Here is a 23,672-nt window from a genome sequence, read left to right on the forward strand (position 1 = left end):
GAAGCTGATCATGAACAATCCCTGCATTATCTGCGTGGCCATTACCGGATCAGTTCCCCGCAAGGCTCACAATCCTGCCGTGCCGATCAGCATTGAAGAGCAGATCGAAAGCACCCATGAGGCCTACGAAGCCGGCGCCAGCATCGCCCATTGCCATGTCCGGCTTGAGGATGAGACGCCGACCTCGGATCCAGACCGTTTCGCCCGGCTCATGGGTGGGATCCGTCATCACTGCCCTGACATGATCATCCAGCTGTCTACCGGCGGGCGATCCGGTGCCGGGCGCGAACGTGGCGGCATGTTGTCACTGCGACCGGATATGGCCTCGCTCTCTGTTGGCTCCAACAACTTCCCGACCCGTGTCTATGAGAACCCGCCAGATCTGGTGGACTGGCTCGCGGCGCAGATGGTGGAATATGACGTCAAACCGGAGATTGAGGCCTTTGACCTCTCTCACATTCACCAGGCCGTGGCGATGTCACGGGACGGACGACTGAAGGCCCCGCTCTATGTGCAGTTTGTCCTGGGGGTCAAAAATGCGATGCCGGTGGATCGCAATGTCTTCGACTACTACGTCAAGACTATGGAACGGCTTGCTCCGGACGCGCAATGGTGTGCCGCTGGGATTGGTGCCGGTCAGCTGGAGGTCAACGAATGGGCCATCGCAGCAGGTGGTCACACACGCACCGGGCTGGAGGACAATCTGCGGCTGGATCGCCAGACGCTTGCGCCATCCAACGCGGCACTGGTCCGCCGTGCCGCAGATCTTTGTGATCGCTACGACCGTCCTGTTGCGACATGCGACGAAGCCCGTACCATTCTGGGTCTGCGCCCTGCCAACGGCTGAATTCCCTCGCACACAAACGCTCAGACCAAGGTGGTCACGTGTCCTCCCCTACCCCTCTCTCGGCAGTTTTATGCTGAGATTTTCGGACGCTGCGTCAGGCGGCTCTCACCTCTTGTTTGCGCGAATAGCGCACCTTATCTCGATGGTGCGCGCGACGCATTCGCAGCAAGAGCCGCTCCTCCCTCGGCTGCTGTTGGCCCACTGCCTAACCCTCCCGAGTTGCATAGGGCCTCGAATGCGCCGCGCGTCACCTTACACCACAAACATCTACCGATCTGAACGGCCCTCTAGGTGAGCCACCCTATTGGTCACCCGCGTCAGGCGGCTGCGACAGGTCGCGCAGAATGGGGCAGTCCGGCCGGTTGTCACCTGCGCAACAGGTCACCAGTTCCGACAGCGTATCCCGCATCGCTTCCAGATCGGCGATCTTGATATTAATTTTGTCGAGATGCTCCTGCGCCAATTGTTTCACGTCGGCGCTGGCCCGACTCTCATCCTCATAAAGCGCAAGCAGAGTCCGGCAATCTTCGATGGTAAAGCCAAGCGCGCGGGCCCGGCCCAGAAACGCCAGCTTGTGCAGGTCGGTCTCCGCAAAACAACGATAGCCATTCTCACTGCGCCGCGGTTTGATCAGGCCAATGTCTTCATAGTAGCGAATGGTTTTGGCCGGCAGGCCAGAACGGCTGGCCACATCACCAATGTTCATGGTCGCACCTCATTCATCTGCTGCGCGGGTGTTGGATCCGCCTGTGTCTCTGACTGATCTATGTCCGACCGCAGCCCACGCAAGCGCAGCGCATTGCTGAGCACAAACACGCTGGACAGCGCCATCGCACCGGCTGCCAGCCCTGGTGACAAAAGCGGCCCGCCAAAGGGCACCAGGATCCCCGCAGCCACAGGCACCAGCAGAATATTATAGCCAAAGGCCCACCCCAAATTCTGCCGGATATTGCGCAACGTCGCCCGGCTGATCTTGATGGCGTTGACCGCCCCGCGCAGGTCACCAGAGACCAGGACGATATCGGCCGTCTCAATGGCCACATCGGTACCAGTGCCGATTGCAATCCCGACGTCTGCCGCCGCGAGGGCCGGGGCGTCATTGATCCCGTCACCAACGAAGGCAAGGGCCCCGTGTTGCTTTTGCAGCGCCTCCAATGCGCTCACCTTATCACCGGGCAGACAGTTCGTTTCAACGATCTCAATCCCCAGATCATCAGCGATAGCCTGCGCCGTGGCCGCCCCATCGCCGGTCAGCATCGCAACCTTCAGCCCCTGCGCGGCCATGGCTTTCACAGCGGCACGGCTTCCCTCTTTGACAGGGTCCGTTACGGCCACCAACCCAGCCAGCCGTCCGTCAACCGCCGCATATAGCGTGGTTGCACCGCCTGCGGCGAGGCTGTCTGCCTCCGCCTCGAATGGCGCACAGGAGATCCCCTCACGCGCCATCAGTCGCGCCGCCCCGATAAGGATCTGCTGGCCCGCCACGGATGCACGCAAGCCATATCCTGGTATGGCCTCCACCTCCGTCGCCTGCGGGATATCCGCCCCCGCTGCCGCTGTAATGGCCCGTGCGATCGGATGTTCCGACTGTGCCTCCGCCGCCGCCAGCAGCGGCAGCAGCCCGGTCCTGTCAAACCCTTCAGCACAACGCAGCACGGTCAAGGTCGGGCGGCCTTCGGTCAGGGTTCCGGTCTTATCCAGGGCAACAACGCGCGCGTCCTGCAGCCGCTGCAGCGCATCCCCCTTGCGAAACAACACCCCCATCTGTGCCGCACGTCCGATCCCGACCATGATTGAAGTGGGCGTCGCCAGCCCCATTGCGCAGGGGCAGGCAATGATCAGCACAGACACCCCCGCAACCAGCGCAAAGGGCAAGGCCGGGTCCGGGCCGAACAGCAGCCAGACGGCGACTGTCAGCGCCGCAATCACGATGACCGCAGGGACGAACCACAGGGTCACGCGATCCACCAGCGCCTGCACCGGCAGCTTGGCGCCCTGCGCCTGCTCGACCATGCGCACGATCTGCGCCAGCAGCGTATCCGCACCGACATGGGTGGCGCGATAATCCAGAACGGCCGCGCCATTGATGGTGCCCGCTGTCAGCATATCGCCATCAGCTTTCTCGACAGGGATCGGTTCTCCGGTGATCATACTCTCATCAACAAAGGAGCGTCCGGTCAAAACCGTGCCGTCCACGGCGATCCGCTCACCCGGCCGCGCGCGCAGATGATCCCCGACGCGCAGCTCCGAGACCGAACGCTCTTCAGCCTGGGTGCCGGTAACAACCCATGCGACCCTGGGCTGCAACCCGACCAGAGCACGGATCGCAGCACCGGTGCGCCCCTTGGCGCGGGCCTCCAGCCAACGCCCTAGCAGAATCAAGGTGACGATAACCGCTGCCGCCTCATAGTAGACATTGGCGGTTCCCGCAGGCAGCAGGCGCGGGGCAAAGGTTGCCACCACCGAGTACCCGTAGGCCGCCGCAGTCCCGATCGCCACCAGCGCATTCATATCCGGCGCACCACGCAACAGCGCAGGCACCCCCTGGCGATAGAACCGCAGGCCAGGGCCAAACAACACCAGTGTTGTCAGCAGAAATTGCAGAATATGGCTATTGCCAGTGCCGATGGTACGCGCGACCCAGTGGTGCAGCGCGGGGATCATATGGCCGCCCATCTCGATCACAAAGACCGGTAGCGTCAGGGCCGCAGCGATAAGGAACGCCCAGCCAAGACGCTGAATTTCGGCTTCCTTTCCAGCCCTCTGGCTATCCGCGTCACTTTGCGTGTTACCGACATATGTCGCGGGATAGCCTGCACGCTTGCTGGACTTCAGCAGATCCTCAGCAGTCAGCACACCAGCCAGATAGGTCACATGGGCCTGCTCCTGGGCAAGGTTCACATCCGCCGAAATTACCCCCTCGACCTGCTGCAGGGCGCATTCGACACGCGCGACGCAGCTTGCACACGTCAGACCGCTGATCTGCAGCTCAATCGTCGCCTCTGCCGCCGGATACCCGGCTGTTGTCAATGCCCCGCGCAGATCCTCCGCCGAGACCTCGGGTGAAACAACGATGTGCGCCTTGCTGGTTGCCAGATTGACGGATGCCTCCCGCACTCCGGACACCGCAGCCAGCGCCCGCTCTGCCCGACCGACACAACCCGCACAGCTAAGGCCGGTCACCTCAATATGCAGTTCCCTGACGTGTGGCTCTTCCATAGCAGACACCTTCCGGACATTGTCGTTAAGATTATATCTTTGCTGATATGGGGCTTCCAGTCACAGGAAGGTCAAGAGCCTATCCGCATAATACTGATATCTTCGACATCGCAGACCACCCTGCACCAGAACTCGCTCCGGGATGACGGGAACGGATGTCCCGCTGTCGTATTTTTTCAGGGCGCAGTCGGTCAGCATCGCTAGACTGGGAGCATCAAGAAATGCACATCCCGCGACGGCGGGTGGTTTACGCCCCCCCAACGGGTCTGCCAATATGCCGCTCAGCGCAATTGGCGCCTGCCGTTACAGACAGAACAAAGGAATTTCACCATGATACGCACTCGCGCCGCTGTGGCCGTTGCCCCGGGCAAACCGCTGGAGATTATGGAGGTGAACCTCGAAGGCCCGAAAAAGGGCGAGGTGCTGGTCGAAATCAAGGCAACTGGTCTTTGCCACACGGATGAGTTCACCCGCTCCGGTGATGATCCCGAGGGTATCTTCCCGGCAATTCTGGGCCATGAGGGCGCGGGCGTGGTGGTCGAAGTTGGCGAAGGCGTGACCAGCCTGGAAGTGGGCGACCATGTAATCCCGCTCTACACGCCGGAATGCCGCGAATGCGAATACTGCCTCAATCCCAAGACCAACCTGTGTCAGGCGATCCGTTCAACGCAAGGGCAAGGCCTGCTGCCGGACGGCTCCACACGGTTCTCGATGCTGGATGGCACGCCGATCTACCACTACATGGGCTGCTCGACCTTTGCCAACCACACCGTGGTGCCGGAAATCGCCCTAGCAAAGATCCGCAAGGACGCACCTTTTGACAAGGTCTGCTACATCGGTTGCGGCGTCACCACGGGTATCGGCGCGGTGATCAACACCGCCAAGGTGGAGATCGGCTCACGCGCGATTGTCTTTGGTCTTGGCGGCATTGGCCTCAACGTGATTCAAGGCCTGCGCTTGGCTGGTGCCGATCAGATCGTCGGTGTTGACCTCAACCCCGGCAAAATCGAGATGGCCAAGCAGTTTGGCATGACCGATTTTGTGAACCCGGCTGAGGTTGACGGCGATCTGGTCGCTCATCTCGTTGAGCTGACCAAAGGCGGTGCTGACTACACCTTTGATGCCACAGGCAATGTGCAGGTCATGCGGACCGCGCTTGAGGCCGCGCACAAGGGCTGGGGCGAGAGCATCATCATCGGCGTGGCACCCGCTGGTGCCGAGATTTCGACCCGCCCGTTCCAGCTGGTCACAGGCCGCAGCTGGCGCGGCACCGCCTTCGGCGGCGCTGCCGGGCGTACGGATGTGCCCAAGATTGTGGACTGGTATATGGACGGCAAGATCGAAATCGACCCGATGATCACCCACAAGCTGTCTCTTGATGAAATCAACCATGGGTTCGACCTTATGCACGAAGGCAAATCGATCCGCGCCGTCGTCGAATTCTGATCCTGCATTGCAGACAAGACCATGACGCAGGCCACCCGGCCTGCGTTTTCATTTGGGCCGCGCATCTGCCTCATCCCAATCAGACCTGTCGACGGGGCTGGCGGCGGCGTTCAACCACAGGCATAATCGACCTCACAAACTCCGCTTTGGCCGAGGAACCGGATTGAAACTGCACGCCATCGATATCTCCAAGACCGAGTCCGCCGCGACGATCATCTTTCGTACCCTGCAGAAGGCAATCATCACCGGCGAGCTCTCTGACGGCACTCCCTTGCGACAGGACGAAATCGCCAAGGCTTTTCGCACCTCACGCTTTCCCGTACGGGAGGCCATCACCCGCCTGGAACAACAGGGGCTGGTCACCTCCCAGCGCTACAAGGGTGCCGTGGTCGCGACGCTGTCGATGCAGGATGCCTCCGAAATTTTCGAACTGCGCGCGAAACTTGAGGCCGATATTATCCGCGCCGCGGTGGCCAATATGACCCAAGAGATTACCGATCAGGCCCACGCGCATCTGGATGCCTTTGCCGCCTGCGATGACCCGATGCAATGGGGGCCACTGAACCGGCAATTTCACGGCACGCTCTACAGCGTCAGCGGCCTGCCCTACAATGTCGAAGTTATCGAGAGCGCGATGGATCGCATCGACCGCTACCTGAGGGCGCAGCTGATCATGAGTGACGGCATGGCCCGCAGCGACCAGGAACATCGCGATATCCTCCGTGCCTGCGAAGAGCGCGACGCCGAAAAGGCCGCCCGACTAACGACGGCACATATTCTGGCCGCCAAAACCTCGCTTGAGGAGCAATTGCGGGCCCAAATCCCCTGATCCGACGTCATCCCCCTGCGTCGACCGCCTCAAGACTGACATCGTATCCCCATAGCCTGCGCAGATGCTTCAGCACCTCATCGCGATCCTCCTCCGACAGGTGGATCCCATCCCGCACCGTATGGGTCAGCTTCAGCTCACGATCCCCCTTGAGGTCGGCGTCGGTGACCTGAATATCAGGCTCTAAATAGGCCAGATCATAGGAATGCGCGAGATCTCGGCGCACTGAGCGATAGCCGCTGCGATTGTGGATCTGGCTCACCACCAGATGTGATTGATCCGCATCATCGGCGAGCGTGAACAGCTTGAACTTGCGGATAAGGTGCGGTGACAGGAACTGCTGGATGAAACTCTCATCGCGATAGTTGGCCCAGGCATCCCGCATCACCCGCCGCCAATCCGGATCGCCTGCAAAATCAGGGAACCACTCCCGGTCTTCATCAGTCGGGTTCTCACAGATACGGCGGATGTCCTGCATCATCGCAAAGCCGAGCGCATAGGGATTGATGCCGGAATAGCGCGGGTCATCATACTCAGGCTGAAGCACCACATTGGTATGGCTGTGCATCATTTCCATATAAGCGCCTTCGGTCAGGCGCCCCTGCTCGAACAGCTTGTTGATGATGTAGTAATGCACAAAGGTCGCGCAGCCCTCATTCATGACCTTGGTCTGCTTCTGCGGATAGAGATACTGTGCCAGCATCCGCACAATGCGCAGGATCTCACATTGCCAAGGGTCCAGCACCGGACTGTGCTTTTCCAGAAAATACAGCAGGTTCTCCTGCGGCAGATTCATCAGCTTGCGGCGGGCACTGTAGGGTTCATCCTTGATCTGCTCCAGCTTGTCCTGGCCCAGCGTCGCATCGGTCCAGATGTCCAATACGCTCTGAGCGCTTTCATAACCTTCACGCACCTTCTGCATCGCGGCCAGTTCTTCGGTGGTTGGTTTGGGCGGACGCCCATAGCGAAACACGCCCTGCGATTGCAACGCATGGGCCGCATCCAGGATTTCCTCCACCGCGCTGAGGCCATACCGTTCCTCGCAGGCCGAGATGTAATTCTTGGCGAAGGCCAGGTAATCATGGATGCCGGCCGCGTCAGTCCATTGCTGGAACAGGTAGTTGTTCTTGAAGAAATGATTGTGCCCAAAGGCCGCATGCGCCATGACCAGCGTCTGCATGGCCATGGTATTTTCTTCCATATTATAGCTGATACAGGGGTTCGAGTTGATGACAATCTCATAGGCCAGCCCCTGCCGCCCGGTCCGGTAAAGCGCTTCATCACGGGCAAAATGCTTACCAAACGACCAATGCTGATACATCAATGGCAGGCCGACGCAGGAATAGGCATCCAGCATCTGCTCGGCCGAGATGATCTCAATCTGGTTTGGATAGACGTCCAGCCCCAGATCATTGAGCGCGATTTCCTCAATCGCGTCGCGCGCGACTTCCAACAATTGAAAGGTCCATTCTGGCCCCGTGAACATCGGTGTCGCGACAGTGTCACCCGCCTGCATTCTGCGCCCCTTTTGCCTTGGGAAGGAAGAATTCCCGGAAAATCGGATAGATATGCGATGGTTGCGACACCCGCTGCATTTCAAAGTGCGGAGCCTGTGCCTTCACCTGCCGGTAGTTCTGCCACAAATCCTCGCCCGCCTCGGGATTGTTCAACAGCATCTCGGCGTTTTCATCGACGATTTCAACGTAAGCGTAATACTGGCAAACTGGCAGCAGGTCCTCCAGCAGCAGCGCCTTGCAGCGCGCCGAGTCATTGCCGAAGTTTTCCCCGTCAGAAGCCTGCGCACCATAGATGTTCCATTCATCCGGCGGATACCGTTCTGCGACGATCTCCTTCATCTTCTCCAGCGCGGTCGAGACGATGGTGCCACCGGTTTCGCGCGCATAGAAAAACGTCTCCTCATCTACCTCCTGCGCGTGATGGGTATGGCGGACGAACACCAGTTCGGTGTGTTCATAGCTGCGTGTCAGGAACAGATGCAGCAGCAGGAAAAAGCGTTTTGCCAGATCCTTCTCCCGCTCCTGCATGGAGCCCGACACATCCATGAGGCAGAAGACAACCGCACGCGAGTTGCGGATTTTCTCAGGCACATGTGTATCATACCGCAGATCCAGCGGATCGATGTAGCCAACCACCCGACGTTTGCGCTCCAACACCTCCAGCCGGTGTCGCAAATCCTCGAGATCGCTCTCCTGTTTTTTGCTGCGTTCCGGCAGCGCCTCCAGCTCTTCGATCTCGGCCTGTAGCTCGGCAATGGATCTGACGGAGGGCCGCTGCAACGCGATCCGGCGCCCCAGGGAATTTCGCATGGTCCGCACAAGGTTGAGGTTATTCGGCGTGCCCGCAGTGGTCAGCCCCGCGCGGCGTGTTCCGATGGTTTCCGTCTCTACAGTGGCCTTTTCAACCAGATCGGGCAATTCCAGCCCGTCGAACAAGATCTCAAGATACTCGTCGCGCGTCAGGGTGAAAGAAAATTCATCCGCGCCGTCGCCATCCTCGGAGGCCTGTTTGCCTCCCTCACCCGCGCCGCCCTGGGGTCGTTTCAGCGTATCGCCAACCACGAATTCCTTGTTGCCCGGCAGCACATGGCGTCGCCGCCCCCCTTTTGACGAATGGTGGAAACGGGGTTCCTTCAGCCCGCGGGAGGGGATGGTGACCTTTTCACCTTCGGCCGGGATGCCACCACCATCCTTGATCGACTTATCTCGGACCGATCTGTCGACACGTTCCTTGATACTTTCGCGGGCACGCTCAAGGAACCGTTGCCGGTTCCCCAAACTCTTGCCCTTGGGATTGGCGCGCCTGTCGATAAAATGATGCATCTGGCACCCACCCTTTTTTGTTAGCCCGCCTTGTTCACGCGCATATACCACTCCACCAGCCTGCGGACCTGCCGATCGGTGTAGCCGTGGCTGCGCATCCTTTCGACGAACTCCTGGTGTTTGCCTTCGGTCTTGCTGTCTTTCTTGGAGCCGAAGGAAATCACCGGCAGCAGTTCCTCAACCTGGCTGAACATGTGTTTTTCGATCACATCGCGCAGCTTCTCATAGGAATTCCACGCCGGGTTTGACCCGGTATTCGCGCGGTGGCGCAGAGCGAATTTCACAACCTCATTGCGGAAATCCTTGGGGTTGGCGATGCCGACGGGCTTTTCGATCTTGCTGAGTTCCGCATCCAGAACCTCACGATCATAGAGCTGGCCGGTATCGGGGTCTTTGTAATCCTGCTCTTCGATCCAGGCGTCAGCATAAGAGATGTACCGGTCGAACACGTTCTGCCCGTATTCGGTATAGCTCTCCAGATAGGCTTTCTGGATTTCGTTGCCGATGAATTCTTCGTACCGCGGCGCCAGTTCCGTCTTGATGAAGGCGAGATATTTCGCCTCCGTCTCCGTCGGGAACTGCTCGCGCTTGATCATCTGTTCCAGCACATACATCAGATGGACCGGATCTGCCGCAACCTCATCGGTGTCGAAGTTGAACGTGGTCGACAGCACCTTGAAGGCAAAGCGCGTGGAAATCCCGTTCATCCCCTCATCAACACCGGCGCGATCCTGATACTCCTGCACGGTCTTTGCCTTCGGATCGGTATCCTTCAGGCTCTCGCCATCATAGACCCGCAGCTTGGAATAGAGGTTGGAATTCTCATGCGGCTTCAGCCGGGTGAGGACCGAGAAACGGCTGAGGATTTTCAACGTCTCAGGGGCACAGGGCGCCGCCGCAAGCTCGCTGTGCTCAATCAGCTTGTCGTAGATCTTCGCCTCTTCGGTGACACGCAGACAGTACGGCACCTTCACAATCGACACCCTGTCGATGAAGGCCTCATTGTTCTTGTTGTTCTTGAACTGCTGCCATTCAGATTCATTTGAATGGGCAAGGATCAGGCCCGTGAAGGGGATCGCGCCAAAGCTCTCGGTCCCCATATAGTTGCCTTCCTGCGTCGCTGTCAGCAGCGGGTGCAGCATCTTGATCGGAGCCTTAAACATCTCGACAAATTCAAGGATGCCCTGTGTCGCTCGGTTCAAACCGCCTGAGAAACTATAGGCATCCGGGTTGTCCTGGCTGAAATGCTCCAGCTGACGAATGTCGACTTTGCCCACCAAAGTGGAGATATCCTGATTGTTCTCATCACCCGGTTCAACCTTGGCCACGCAGATGCGACGCAGCCGGGAGGGATACAGCCGTACCACCGAAAATTTGTTGATATCGCCACCGAATTCATCAAGCCGCTGTACCGCCCATGGCGACATCAGCCCCGGCAGGCGATGCTGTGCGATCCCGTATTCATCGTTCAGCAATTTGCCCATCCGCACCGGATCAAAGAGGCCAAGCGGGCTTTCAAAAATGGGAGACAAATGGTCCCCGGCCTTCAGCACGTAGATCGGCTGTTCCTCGACCAGACGCTTCAGACGCTCTGCCAGAGAGGATTTACCACCCCCAACCGGACCCAACAGGTAGAGGATCTGTTTACGCTCCTCCAGCCCCTGCGCAGCGTGGCGGAAGTAGCCCACGATCCGCTCGATCGTGTCCTCCATCCCGTAGAAATCCTTGAAGGCAGAGTATCGTTTGATGGTCCGGTTCTGAAAGATCGGGCCCAGTCGCGCATCTTTTGACGTATCGACCAGCTCTTCGTCGCCAATCGCCTTGAGCATGCGCTCTGCGACATTGGCGTACATGCTGGGATCATCACGGCAGGCATTCAGATAGTCCTGCAGTGACATCTCCTGCTCGCGCGTTTCACCATATTGTTCGGCAAAGATTTCGGCAATGTCTTTCATCTGGCTCTAGCCTCCTAGTTACTGCGCGCCGGTCCTCCTGGGGTCCAAGATCGCACACGGACAGAGGGCGCCCAGCGCGAGGGCCAAGTAATGTCCGCGTGAAAATATTCGTCTGAATTCTGCTCGGCGCCGGATCCGGCGATACAAGACCAGCGGGTCACTCTGAGCGGTGACATTCCAGCTGTGGCCTGGGTTTCGGCGTCGTGTACTTAGGATCAACTCTACACCAATTATGCCCTTCATCCTATCTGAAACTGGTGTCTTTTTGGTTAATTGCCAGTGCGTTTTAATAGAACACTTGTTCACACATCAGCGATATACACGTGACCTGGGCCACCCAAAACGCACCTTCATCACGCCGTCCAAGATACGGAAAGTTCCGACAACCGCCTTAGAGATAAGGCCCATGAACGCTGGCGCGCCGCGCAAACCTATCGCAAACCCCGTGCAATAAATTCCCTAACGTCAAGCAGAGGGGAACATTAACAAAAATCACCCAATAAACTTCGATGCAAATTGAATACAAATTAGCCACACCCGGATCTTTTCGGTAAAAATCCGCTCATCAAAACCTAGACAAGGCCGCTGAGAAGGCAGCAATATGGCGTCAATATGGCCGCGGAGACGGCTGATGGGCAAAACAATGCAGGCTACCTTGGCGCTACGATTCTGGCGCTTTGGTCTTTGACGAGCGGTATATAAAAATGAGTACGGTTGGATACATCGTCCGCGACATGGCGGGCACCAAACAGCATGGTACATCTGCTGACACCCCCCAGGCGACAATTGCAACAGCAACGGCGAAAGACATTTCGCTGAACCTCGGCCCGTCCGATGTCGAGAGCTATGCGCGGCGCGGTCAGGACCTTCATATCACGCTGATCGACGGCCAGGTGGTGGTGCTGGATGATTTCTTCAACACCGGTGCAACGGGAAATAAAAACCTGTTCCTGAGCGAGGAAGGCAACTTCGTCGAGGTGGTTCTGGAGGACCGTACCGATGGGATGCTCTATGCCAGCTACGAACCGCTAGACCTAAGCGGCAAGTGGAGCGCCTATGATGATATGGTGTTCCTTGACGTGGAACGCATTGAACCAGTTGTTGCGCCTCTCGTAGCACCACTGCTTGGCGGCCTCGGCACCGCCGGCGCGGCGGCCGGTGTTGTCGGTGCAGCTGCCATCGTTGGCGGTGGTGGCGGCGGCGGCGGTGGTGGCGGCGCAGTCACACCAACCGTCGACAACCCCGATGCAACCTATCCCGTCGCCGGATCCACCACCGAAGATGTGGTCGTCAGCGGCACCGGCGCCCCCGGCTCCACCGTCGAGGTAACACTGGGCACAATCACCGAAACCGTCACGGTTAAGGACGACGGCACCTGGGTTGCGAACTTCCCGGTCACCAACCTGCCGCCAGACGGTTCTTACGAGACCACAGTCTACGTAAAGGACCCGGACGGGACCGAATTCAATCTTGATGGCCCTTCGGTCATCATCGACACCACACCGCCGCCGATCGCTGTCAACACCGTCGAGGGCGATGACCACATCAACTATATCGAAGTGGCCGATGGTGTTGTGATCAACGGTACCGGAGAAGCCGGTGCCAGCGTCAGCGTGGAATTCCAGGGCGTGACCCGCACCACGACGGTTGCCGATGACGGCACATGGTCGGTGAACTACAGCGTGAACGAAGTGGCGACGGGCATCTACAGCTCCACCATCGAAGTCACCAGCGCTGATTCCTTTGGCAATACCAGCACCACCACCCACACTGTTGATGTCGACACCGAAACCCGTGTGACCATCAACACCCAAGTGGGCAATGATCACATGATCAGCGGTGCCGAGCAGGCAGCGGGCATCACCCTCACGGGTACCGCCGAAGCCGGGTCAAGTGTTGTGGTGACCTTCCAGGGTGTTAGCCGCACCGTGACGGCTGACGCACAGGGCAACTGGTCGGCCAGCTATCTCAGCTCGGAAATCGCAACCGGCACCTATGACGCAAGCGTCTCTGCCGTGGCGACCGACACCAGCGGCAATACCAGCTCCACCTCAACCTCGATCCCTGTGGACACCGAAACCACGGCGTCTCTCGACGCGGTTCAGGCAGGCGACAATGTAATCTCCGCTCCGGAAGCGACCAGCGGTGTAACCCTGACGGGCAAGGCCGAGGCCGGCGCCAGCGTCGCTGTGACACTTGAGGGGACTACGCGCACCGTGACGGCGGATGCGCAGGGCAACTGGAGTGCGGATTTCGCCAGCAGCGAGATCCCAACCGGCGAATACGATGCCAACGTCTCGGTCACTGCAACCGATGCGCTCGGCAACACAGCCTCCACCACCGGTACCGTCCGTGTAGACACCGAAACCGAGGTGGCACTCAGCAACCCGCTTGCAGGTGACAACCTGATCAACGCGGTCGAGGCCAACAACGGCCTGGATCTGACCGGCACCGCCGAGGCAGGCGCCAGCGTTGTGGTTCAGCTGGGCAATGCAACCCGCACCGTGACGGCCAATGCCCAAGGGCAATGGACGGCGAGCTTTGCCGGGTCCGACATTGCCGATGGGACCTATGACACAACCGTGACAGCGACGGCGACCGATGCCTACGGCAACACGGCTTCGGCCAGCAGCCAGATCCACGTCGACACCACGACCAGCGTTGGCCTCGACAACGGGCAGGCCGGTGGCGATGACGTGCTGAATGGTGCGGAAGCCGCAGGCGGCCTCACCTTGACCGGCACTGCGGAGGCCGGTGCCTCCGTTGCGGTCACCTTCCAAGGCATCACGCGCACAGTGACAGCCGATGCACAGGGCCGCTGGAGCGCGCCTTATACCACCGGCGAAATCACCCCCGGTGAATATGATGCTCCGATCAGCGTCACTGCAACGGACGCCGCCGGAAACAGCGAGAGCACTACAGGCACCCTGCGCGTCGACACCTCGACCGCGGTCAGCATCGATGCCAATCAGGCAGGCGGCGACAATATCGTCAACGCCGCTGAAGCGCAGGCCGGTGTAACTCTTACGGGCGCTGCTGAGCCAGGGTCTGCCGTCGAGGTAACGGTCGCAGGTGTAACCCGGACCGCAACCGTGGCCGCAAATGGCACTTGGAGCGCCCTCTTCGAGCCAGGCGCGCTGGCGGCTGGCGAATACAATACCTCGGTCACAGTGTCGGCAACGGACGCAGCGGGTAACACTGCTTCGGCCTCCTCTGCCCTTCGGGTAGACACCGTTGCAGGCACTGTGGCGCTATCTCCCGACCCGATCGAGATTGACGACGTGATCAACGCCGTTGAACGTGCCGACGGTGTCGAAATCAGTGGCACCGCGACGCCAGGCCTGACCGTGACGGTTGGCCTCGGCGCTGCAAGCCGCCAGGTGGTCGCCGATGTCAACGGCGACTGGGCCACGACCTTCCCGGCGACCGAAATTCCGACAGGCACCCAATCCTTGCCGATTACCGCCTCGATCATTGATGATGCGGGCAACACGGCAAGTGTCTCTGACACCGTTGCACTCGATACCGAAGTGGTACCTTTGACGGTTCAGCCGAACCAGACGTCGGACGACATCGTCAACAAAGCGGAGCAGATCGCGGGCACCACCCTGTCGGGCACGGTTGAGGCTGGCTCTACGGTTGCCGTCACCATCGGCGCGATCACCAATAACGCGACGGTTGATGCCTCCGGGAACTGGAGCGTGACCTTCTCTGATGCGGATCTGCCCGACGGCACCTATACCGCAACGGCCACCATCCGTGCCACAGACGCCGCCGGCAATGAACGCAGCACTGTGGAGCAGTTCTCGGTCGATACCGAAGTTGGCGCCGCGACGATCAACACGGTCACAGAATCGAGCAATGGGATCGTCCGGCTGGAAACGCTGGATGCGACCGACAATTATTCTGTCAATACGCTCAATCCGAATGGCACCATGGGGTCCCCTGCTGCGTCCAAAACCGTCGATCCTATCGACGGAACGGAATTCCGCTTTGGCACTGCTATTCCGGATGGGACGCATCTTGTGCTGTCGCGCAATGACGCGGTCGGCAATACCTCCAGCACGCTCGTGGTCTTTGACGACAATGCGACCAATTCAGGCTCTCTGGATCACGCGGCCCTTGGCCAGTTCAACGTGGACGATCTGAACCTGCACTATGCATCGGATGTCAGCCTGACCCTGAACGAATCCGCTATCAAAGCGCTGTCCGGCAATTCGGACACGCTCACGATCCGGGGCGACAACAACGACACCATCACCCTGGCCGGCGGCAACGCAGGTGGTACCCGTCAGATCGACGGCGAGACCTTCAATGTCTACACCATCGGCAACGATGGCACGACGCTGATTGTCGACCAGGACGTGCAGGTGGTTCTCTGATCCACAAGGGTCAACCGGGGGCCGATTTGGCGCTGGCCATTTTGGCCCCCGAGACAAATACCCGGCAACAAGGGTAAGGACACAGGCGATGCGAGGGGGCAGAATGCAACTGGGACGACCCATTGGCGCGGTGGCACTGTTGTGCTGCCTGTCGGCCTGCATGCAGTCCCTGCCCTTTGCCAAGCCCGGCGAAGGCACCGAAACGGACGTCAGCCGTCGCGCCAGCAGCTTTGCCCAGCCGGATGCCAAGAACCCCTCGGTTGTGATCTCCAATCTGATGCAGCGTCAATCGCTGCTGGAGGACGGCAGCATCTATGACGTCGTGGCCCAGTCAACGATCTCCGCCTCTGCCCGCGCTGCAGAGGCAGAGCTGACCAGCGCCAAGCTGCGCGCCGAAGCCAAGTCCAAAAACTGGTTACCAACGCTCGGCCCCTCGGTCAGCCTGACGGATCTTGGGGATCTGGTGGCTGGGATCCTGATTGAGCAGGTGCTGTTCGACAACGGCCGCCGCAAGGCCGAGCGCGCCTTTGCCGCCGCCGACGTCGAGGTCGCCGCCGTAAACCTGTCGATTGATATGAACGAGCGCGCCGAAACCGCGCTCAGCCTCTATGTGTCCGGGTTGCGTGGCGCCGAGAAAGCCGCCGTCGGCACCCGTGCCCTGTCACGGATGTATGAATTCGAGCGTATCGTGTTGGGCCGCGTTGAAGGCGGAGTCTCTGATCGCGCCGATCTCAATGTGGTACAGAGCAAAATCAACGGTATGCGCTCTGCTGTAGCAACAGCCAAGGACGCCACAGCAACAGCCACCGCCGAGTTGAAAGCGATCACCGGTCAAAGTTTTGCGGAGACCCCGAGCCGCCTACATCTGGCCTCCCCTCCGGAAGCCGGAACCTATTTGACCGTGCTGAAGGCCGAAGCCGAGGCTACCCGCAGTGTGGAACAGGCCAAGATGGAACGCGCCGGCCTGCTGCCCCAGGTCTCTGCGGCGGGCAATGTCACCAGTGACGGGTCCGGTGCGGGGCTGACACTTGATCTGGCCCAGCCCTTTGGCCTTGGCACCCCTGCCGCGCTGAAGGCGATTGAAGCCTCAAAGGAAATTGCCAAACGTCAGGTCTCCGAAGTCGAAGAAGACGCGCGCCGCGACTACAGTCGGCAGATGCAGCGCCTTGCCTCCTATCGCAGGCAAGAGGCCGAAGCCGCAACGCTGGCGCAGACCAGCCGCGAGACCTATCGCCTGTTTCAGGCACAGTTTAAGGCCGGGCAACGCTCGGTCATGGATGTGGTGTCCATCTATGAAGAAGTGGTACGCCGCGAACACGCCCATATCGATGCAAAATACGAAGTCGTTCTGATCCAGCTGGCGCTGGCAAGCGATATGGGACTTTTGGCCGATGGGGACCGGATTTGAGCAATTCCAACCGCCCGACAGATGAGACCGTGCTGCGGACCGTCCCCCCAGCCCCCCGCGCGCCGGATGATGCCGCACGCGTCGGTGGCGGCAAACCTGTGCTCCGTGCTGTTGAGACCCAAGCCGCACCACATCTGGCACCGGCTTCTGCTGCGCCAGCGCCCCCCCCCGGCCCTGCTGCCCCGCCGATGGCTGAGGTGGATCTGACTGGGCTGTTGGAAGACGGTGACATCGGTGAGGTCAGCGCACTGATCGAGGATGCGACAGCCCGCATTCAGCACCGCGCCGCATTGATCGCGACCTTTGCCGCACTCAAGGGCACCAATGTCGCTCTCAGCGACATTGCCGAGCACATGTGGCGCAATGACCCTGGCGATGTCTCCGTGGACTCGCTTGCACGTGCGCTTCAAACCACTGGCATGCAGGCCCAGATCAATCATCAGGTGCTTCTCACCGCCGAAAGCTGGCCCGCGCTGGCAATGATGAACAACGGCCAATGTGTGCTGGTGCTGTCGCAGAGCCGCGACATGCTCAGCGTCTATGACACCACCTGCACGGACAATCGCGCGGATGTTCCGGTGGGCGAGTTCGGCCCCTACTTCACCGGCACCACGCTGGGCGCGCGGAATTCGTTGAAGCAGATCGCCGCCCGTCATACCCCGCAGCTGGAAAGTGACCATTGGTTCTGGGGGGAATTCCCCAAATACCGCCGTCAGGTGGGTGAAATCATGCTCGGCTCTCTGGTTGCCAATATTCTGGCAGTCTCGGTCGCGCTGTTCTCCCTGCAGGTCTATGACCGCGTCGTGCCGCACCAGTCCCATGCAACGCTTTGGGTGCTGGCTGTTGGTGCTTTCCTCGCCATCATGCTGGAAGCGCTGCTGAAACTGGCCCGTGCCCGGCTCACCGATGCTGCCGGACGCCAGATTGAGCTCTCGGTTCAGAACAACCTGATGCGCCGCCTGATCGGGATGCGGTCGGATAAGAAACCGCTGCCGCCATCAGGCTTGTTTGCCGCGATGCGCGATTTCGGCTCGGTGCGCGAGTTCTTCACCTCGACCACGATTTCGACACTGGCTGATATCCCCTTCATCGCCGTGTTCCTGCTGCTCGTCGCCTCAATTGCCGGCCCGATTGTCTGGATTATCATTGCCGGTGGCATTCTGATGCTGCTGCCCGCGTATTTCATGCAGAAGCGCATGATTGCGCTGACCCGCCAGACCCAAGGGGCAAATGCCAAGGCAGGTCGCCTGCTGCACGAGGTGGTGAATGAGCTGGACACGCTCAAGAGCCAGCGCGGCGAAGATCGCGTCTTGCGCCTCTGGGACGAGTTGAACACCCTGTCCACCCATGCCGCAACCGAGCAGCGCCGACTGTCCAGCGCCCTGACCCATTGGTCACAGGGTGTGCAGCAAGCGACCTACATCGGGTCGGTTGTTGTCGGTACTTTGATGGTCTTTGCCGGAGAATTCACAGTTGGCACCATCATTGCGACCGGCATCCTGACCAGCCGAACGCTGGCCCCGCTGACCCAGTTTGCCGCCACGTTGGCCCGTTGGAGCAACGTCAAAGGCGCGCTGGAAGGCCTAGATGCCATCGCCAATTCTGCTCAGGAAAAAGAAGACGAGCGGTCCTATCTGCGCCGCGACAGCCTTCAAGGGCGGTTTGAACTGCGCGAAGTCATGTTCCGTTATGACGAAGATGGCGCACCGACGCTGGATGTGCCGGGTGTCGCGGTGACACCAGGCCAGCGGGTCGCGGTGCTGGGCGTCAATGGTTCGGGCAAATCTACGCTGCTCAAACTGATGTCGGGACTTTATGCACCGGATCGCGGCCGGGTGATGATCGACGGCACTGATATGACCCAAATAGACCCGCGCGATCTGCGCCGTCATATCGGTTATCTTAGCCAGGACGTGCGCCTATTTGCCGGCACCCTGCGCGAAAACCTGAACCTCAACCAGCTGGAACGCGACGACGACCGGTTAATGACAGCGTTGGATTTTGCAGGTCTTGGCGCGCATGTACGCAACCACCACAAGGGCCTCGACCTGGAAATTTTCGACGGGGGCGGCGGTCTGTCCATCGGGCAACGCCAATCCATCGGCTGGGCCCGCCTGTGGCTGCAGAACCCGTCTATTGTCCTGCTGGATGAGCCTACGGCGGCGCTGGATCAGACGTTGGAACGGACCTTGGTCAGCCGCTTGGAAACCTGGCTGGAAGGGCGCACAACCGTGATCGCCACCCATCGCATGCCGATCCTGTCACTGACAAACCGCACTTTGATCCTCCAGTCCGGCCGCATGGTCGTAGACGGTCCGCGTGATCAGGTTCTGGCCCATCTCGCGGCAGGGGAAACCAAATGATCTCAACCGGCTACGATCTTCGCGAAACCTCGCGCGGGGCCAGCCGTATCATCTATCTGGTCGCAGGCGCGCTGGTGGTGTTTCTGCTCTGGGCCAGCTTTGCCTGGGTTGATGAAATCGTGCGCGCGGATGGCGAGGTTGTCTCCTCCTCGCGCTCCCAGATCGTGCAGAACCTTGAGGGCGGCATTCTTGCCGAACTGCATGTCCATCAGGGCGATGCGGTCAAAGCGGGCCAGATCCTTGCCCGTCTGCAAGACACCAAGTTCCGCGCCGCAGCAGATGATCTGCAGGACCGGATCGACGCGCTGGAAATCAAACAGTATCGGCTTGAGGCCGAACTGGAAGGTGCCTTCGACTTCAATGTGCCGGAGGAATTGGCGGATCGCTCTCCCGGAATTTATACGTCTGAACGCGCGCTTTTGAATGCCCGTCAGACAGATTTTACCAGCCGTCGCGCCAGTGCCCGCGAAATCCTTGACCAGTTGAAGGATGAATTGGCCAACATGCAGCGCCTCTATAAAAAAGAGATCGTTGCGCTGATCGAGGTCAATCGCGCGCAAAAATCTGTGAGCGATGCGCAGGCGAAATACAATGAAATCGGCACCCAGTCAGAGCTTGAGCTGGCGGAGGACTACTCCAAGACGCTGCGTGAGCTGACCTCCTACCGGCAGGAACTGCGGCTGGCGCAGGACCAGCTGAACCGGACCGTGATCACCTCCCCCATGGCAGGGATTGTCAACAGTCTGGCCGTCACCACCATCGGTGGCGTGATCCGCCCGGGCGAGGAGATTGTCGAAATCATCCCGCTGGGTGAGGAGATGTTTGTCGAAGCGCGGGTGAAGCCCGAGAATATCGCCAGCGTGCAACCCGGACAGGATGCCACGATCAAACTCTCGGCCTATGACTACACCATCTATGGCTCGCTGCGTGGCAAGGTGGATTTTGTTTCCGCTGATACATTCGAGGACGAACGCAATCCGCGTGCCGAACCTTACTATCGTGTTACTGTGAAAGTGGACCGGTCGGAGTTTACCGAACGCCAGCAGGCGATTGAGATCCGTCCAGGTATGCGCGCCACGGCGGAATTGCAGACCGGTAGCAAGACGATCCTCAATTACATGCTGAAGCCGCTGTATAAATCCCGCGAGGCGCTACGCGAACCTTAGTGCCTGTTCTCAGCCCACCCCCTGCGTTCCAATCGGGATCAGGCGATATCGCAGCGTCTCGTCGCTGAGCTGAGATCTGTCTGAGGCTGCGTGAGCCAGGGAGGGCAGCTCAACAAGATGCTTTTCATCAGTCAGGTGCTTTGCCCGAAAACATCTGGCATGCGTCTGTCCGAATGGGCCAACGGGGGCTGCTCGACCCGGTCTCTATGCCGGTTTACCCCGTCAGATCATCACATCAGCTGGCAGAACGCATCATCGCAATCACCGTTCGGTCAAATGACGTCCCGATGGATACCCTGCGATTGCCTACCGCCGCCTTGGCCGAAATGACCGAAACCAACCGCGGCATCCGGCCCGGCACCACATCAAACACCGGCGCCCCGGAGGCTCCGAAATCAACCCGACAGGTCATGACCACGATCTGCGCCTGTCGCGCCAAGACATGGCAGTTCTGCTCCAGATTGGGGCGGTTCTGCTGCGCCATCGAATAGGACAGAACCTCAACCGACGCGCCGCGCGCCGGACGGTTGGCCAATTCAAAAGGCTGGATCATCTTGCGACTGATGGGGCGGTCTAACCGAAGAATCGCGATGTCATTGCCAAGCTGTGAATCGCCCGGCTGCTCATATTGATAGCTGGGATGCACGACCGTCTTTGTGATCGACCGCGCCGCCTTTGCCCGCCGCCCGTTCAGACCCGCTTCGAAGCGGATACTGGTCGGGTCGACCTGCCGACCGGTGGTCGGATCATAGACACAATGCGCGGCAGTCACGACCAGATCCGGCGCAACCAATGCCCCGGTACACATGTTCCGTCCCGAAATGTTCAGCCGACCTACGGCTTCCCATCCGACAACGGAGGTGATGCTGGACTGCGGATCTTCCGCAGCAGCACTATCAGGCATGCCAAACAGGAGGCATGCCGCAAAAGCAGCAAAAATGCGTTTCATCACCCTCTCCAAATTCCCACGCTCACACCTTGGTGTAAGGCTGCGGCCGGAATGAGGCGCGAAGCTGCCGAACATGGCCGAAACCATGCGCGAAATAAGTCTCTATTAACAAATCAGTACCCCCCCCAGGGTTTTGATGCCCCATCATCGCAAAAAAACCGCAGAGCGCACACAATTTCTCAGTGATTTTATTAACTTTTTAATAAGTCACTGTAATCATTTGCCAAATCAAGTTGTCACCCCGCAGTACCCCGGCATTCCACAACCCAACACCGCAGCATTGCGACCTTACCGCGGCACGGTCGCCACAATGTCGCGGGCGCGGCCCTCATTGACGACAGCTACCGACGGAAAATAGCCGCCTTACCTTTCAAAAAATCAAAACCAGGCCTTAACGCTCTGTTAGGTTTTATCTGCAATATCTTAACGCGCGGTGGTGTGATGCTGCCAATTTGACCTACCTGGAGCGGCGTAGCCCCCTGAACGGCTCGATAAGAATCATATTGAGCCGGGGAATCAGGGCCCACATAGCAGCGCCGATTGCCAGACAGGCCAACAGCACAGCCGCCGCACGAAACATCCCCAGAAACCCGAGTTTGGCGATTCCCGGAATGCTTACAGCCGGGGACAGGACCTGTCCCAGAAACACCGAGGCCATCAACGCTCCTGCAACGATGCCGCGCCGGTTGGCCGGTGATAACGCCAGAGCCAGGGCGATGAAATTTGGCATGACGGTTGCCAACCCGCCACCAATGGTAACCATCGCCATGCTGTGCCACAGATCGCCGTCAACTGTCAGCAGCAGGAAGCCACCCGCCATCAGAGCATACCCCAGCATATAGGAACCAGCCTCACGAAGAACCCGGTTGATGCGTAGGTAGAAGAACCCCATCATGCCGCCAGACAGCGTCAGAATGCCCAGCATTAACCCGGTCTTTGCCGAATGATCCCCGCCTTGTGAGGCAAGGAAAAACGGCAATTGGGTTGGCATCATAAAGAAGACCAGACTGGTAATCATCTGTAGCAACGCCAGTCCGGAGAGCAGTATCCGCCATCTTACGTGGCCTGCACCACCTTCAGCCCCGGCAACATGTTGGTTTTGGCGAAGCGGATCCGGCTCTGTCACGTACCGCCAGACCAGCGGCACCAAAATGATTGCAGCGCCGTAGATGGCAAACGGCAGCCGGGGAGATATCAGCGCCAGCCAGCCGGCAGAGGTGATGAACAGCAGCCCACCAAAGTTGCGCGCCGAGGTCTGCAACCCCATCATACTGCGCCGTGCATCGCCAACAAAGTAATCGCCGATCAGCGCGGTTTGTGCCGTCATGATCATGGCCACAGCCACCCCCAGCAGCAATCTGCTGATCATGATGGATGTCAAGTCGGGCAACATCAGCCCCGCCGCACCGCTGATCGCAAAGAGCACGACGCCCAACAACAGCATCCAGCGGCGCCCGTATCGGTCTGCAAACCACCCTGCGACGGGCGCACAAATCAGGACTGAAAGCGATGGTGCAGGCACCAAAAACCGCGTCAGCAACGCTGCATTCGGGCTTCCGGCGAATTCTGCCTCGATGCCTGGCAGCGCCGGGCTGATGGTGGCGTTTGCCATGATCGTCAAAGTTGCCGCCAGCAACAATGCAATGGCGCGCGGATCTCTCCAAATGCCGTCGGATCCTGTGTCTATCTGCCCGGACATGCAAAACTCCTGTTGTGATATTCAACACTCTCAAGCACTCTGCGACTTCAAGTCCACTTTAGGTCAAGAGGGGAAATCGATGCGCCTATATGACATCGGAGAGGTTGCTGCCCGCTGTGGTGTCACGCCCGCCACGCTCAGGTATTACGAGGAACTCGGCCTGATCACCTCCCTGAGCCGCAAGGGGCTGCGGCGGCAATTCGGACCGGAGACGCTCTTAAAGCTCTCACTCATCGCGCTTGGCAAGGCCGCCGATTTCACACTGGCGGAAATTTCCGGCATGTTCGGTTCCGATGGTCAACCCGATCTACCACGCGCAGAGCTGCATCAGCGCGCGGACCAACTGGATCAGCAAATCCACAGCCTGTCGACACTGCGGGACGCCATCCGCCACGTCGCCGACTGCCCTGCCCCGTCGCATATGGAATGTCCAACATTTCAACGCCTGCTGAAGGTTGCGAACCGCGCGCGTGCCACCGGTTGACACTGCATATGGCTCATCGCCCATAGACTTATGCACGCTCTGATCCATATCGCAGGGAGCAAGAGGTTCAGCTACGAGGCAAAGA

The 23,672-nt window shown here is 59.4% G+C and carries 15 protein-coding genes; 8 read left to right on the top strand and 7 right to left on the bottom strand.

Features of this window, described 5'->3' with window-relative positions; genetic code table 11:
- Positions 1-10 precede the first annotated feature (10 nt).
- Positions 11-847 (top strand): 3-oxoadipate:acetyl-CoA acetyltransferase, encoded by an 837-nt coding sequence (locus INHI_RS0114940; protein ID WP_014873360.1) that lies wholly within the window; start codon positions 11-13, stop codon positions 845-847.
- Positions 848-1,148: 301 nt separating this feature from the next.
- On the opposite strand, the gene cueR is transcribed toward INHI_RS0114940, so the two are convergent.
- Complete coding sequence (gene cueR, locus INHI_RS0114945; RefSeq protein ID WP_027248152.1) at positions 1,149-1,553, bottom strand: Cu(I)-responsive transcriptional regulator; 405 nt, start codon at positions 1,551-1,553, stop codon at positions 1,149-1,151.
- A complete protein-coding gene (locus tag INHI_RS0114950; RefSeq protein WP_027248153.1) occupies positions 1,550-4,066 on the bottom strand; it encodes a heavy metal translocating P-type ATPase in 2,517 nt (838 codons plus the stop codon). Before INHI_RS0114950 ends, cueR begins: the two co-directional genes overlap by 4 nt.
- 330 nt (positions 4,067-4,396) lie before the next feature.
- Between INHI_RS0114950 and INHI_RS0114955 the strand changes: the two genes are divergently transcribed.
- A complete protein-coding gene (locus INHI_RS0114955) occupies positions 4,397-5,512 on the top strand; it encodes an S-(hydroxymethyl)glutathione dehydrogenase/class III alcohol dehydrogenase (RefSeq protein WP_014873357.1) in 1,116 nt (371 codons plus the stop codon).
- Between the two features lie 163 nt (positions 5,513-5,675).
- Positions 5,676-6,341: a GntR family transcriptional regulator gene (locus INHI_RS0114960; RefSeq protein WP_027248155.1), complete on the top strand. Its 666-nt coding sequence runs from the start codon at positions 5,676-5,678 to the stop codon at positions 6,339-6,341.
- 7 nt (positions 6,342-6,348) lie between these two features.
- Here the strand turns inward: INHI_RS0114960 and INHI_RS0114965 are convergent, their stop codons facing one another.
- From INHI_RS0114965 to INHI_RS0114975, 3 genes are read right to left on the bottom strand one after another with little or no spacing between them, the layout of a single operon-like run.
- Positions 6,349-7,857 carry a SpoVR family protein gene (locus INHI_RS0114965; protein ID WP_014873355.1) on the bottom strand — a complete coding sequence of 503 codons (1,509 nt, stop codon included), beginning with the start codon at positions 7,855-7,857 and terminating at the stop codon, positions 6,349-6,351.
- Positions 7,844-9,181 (bottom strand): YeaH/YhbH family protein, encoded by a 1,338-nt coding sequence (locus INHI_RS0114970; RefSeq protein ID WP_027248156.1) that lies wholly within the window; start codon positions 9,179-9,181, stop codon positions 7,844-7,846. Before INHI_RS0114970 ends, INHI_RS0114965 begins: the two co-directional genes overlap by 14 nt.
- A gap of 20 nt (positions 9,182-9,201) precedes the next feature.
- A complete protein-coding gene (locus INHI_RS0114975) occupies positions 9,202-11,136 on the bottom strand; it encodes a PrkA family serine protein kinase (RefSeq protein WP_014873353.1) in 1,935 nt (644 codons plus the stop codon).
- A gap of 704 nt (positions 11,137-11,840) precedes the next feature.
- Between INHI_RS0114975 and INHI_RS0114980 the strand changes: the two genes are divergently transcribed.
- The 4 genes from INHI_RS0114980 (at position 11,841) to INHI_RS0114995 (ending at position 20,455) form a co-directional block, all read left to right on the top strand.
- On the top strand, positions 11,841-15,518 hold the full coding sequence (locus tag INHI_RS0114980) for an Ig-like domain-containing protein (protein WP_027248157.1): 3,678 nt from the start codon (positions 11,841-11,843) through the stop codon (positions 15,516-15,518).
- A 103-nt stretch (positions 15,519-15,621) separates the two neighbouring features.
- Positions 15,622-16,926, top strand: a complete 1,305-nt coding sequence (locus INHI_RS0114985; protein ID WP_027248158.1) for a TolC family protein — start codon at positions 15,622-15,624, stop codon at positions 16,924-16,926.
- Positions 16,923-19,289 carry an ATP-binding cassette domain-containing protein gene (locus tag INHI_RS0114990; protein ID WP_014878960.1) on the top strand — a complete coding sequence of 789 codons (2,367 nt, stop codon included), beginning with the start codon at positions 16,923-16,925 and terminating at the stop codon, positions 19,287-19,289. The genes INHI_RS0114985 and INHI_RS0114990 overlap by 4 nt, the downstream gene beginning before the upstream one ends.
- On the top strand, positions 19,286-20,455 hold the full coding sequence (locus INHI_RS0114995) for an HlyD family type I secretion periplasmic adaptor subunit (protein WP_027248159.1): 1,170 nt from the start codon (positions 19,286-19,288) through the stop codon (positions 20,453-20,455). The genes INHI_RS0114990 and INHI_RS0114995 overlap by 4 nt, the downstream gene beginning before the upstream one ends.
- Before the next feature lie 235 nt (positions 20,456-20,690).
- On the opposite strand, the gene INHI_RS0115000 is transcribed toward INHI_RS0114995, so the two are convergent.
- Complete coding sequence (locus INHI_RS0115000; protein WP_014873348.1) at positions 20,691-21,404, bottom strand: trypsin-like serine peptidase; 714 nt, start codon at positions 21,402-21,404, stop codon at positions 20,691-20,693.
- A 457-nt stretch (positions 21,405-21,861) separates the two neighbouring features.
- The gene (locus INHI_RS0115005) at positions 21,862-23,103 is read right to left on the bottom strand and encodes an MFS transporter (RefSeq protein WP_027248160.1); all 1,242 of its coding nucleotides are present in this window, start codon (positions 23,101-23,103) and stop codon (positions 21,862-21,864) included.
- Positions 23,104-23,182: 79 nt separating this feature from the next.
- Between INHI_RS0115005 and INHI_RS0115010 the strand changes: the two genes are divergently transcribed.
- Entirely contained in the window at positions 23,183-23,587 is a 405-nt protein-coding gene (locus INHI_RS0115010) for a helix-turn-helix domain-containing protein (protein WP_014873346.1), read from the top strand.
- Positions 23,588-23,672: the final 85 nt, after the last annotated feature.

Origin of the sequence: Phaeobacter inhibens DSM 16374 (genome assembly GCF_000473105.1) — a bacterium.
Classification (GTDB): domain Bacteria; phylum Pseudomonadota; class Alphaproteobacteria; order Rhodobacterales; family Rhodobacteraceae; genus Phaeobacter; species Phaeobacter inhibens.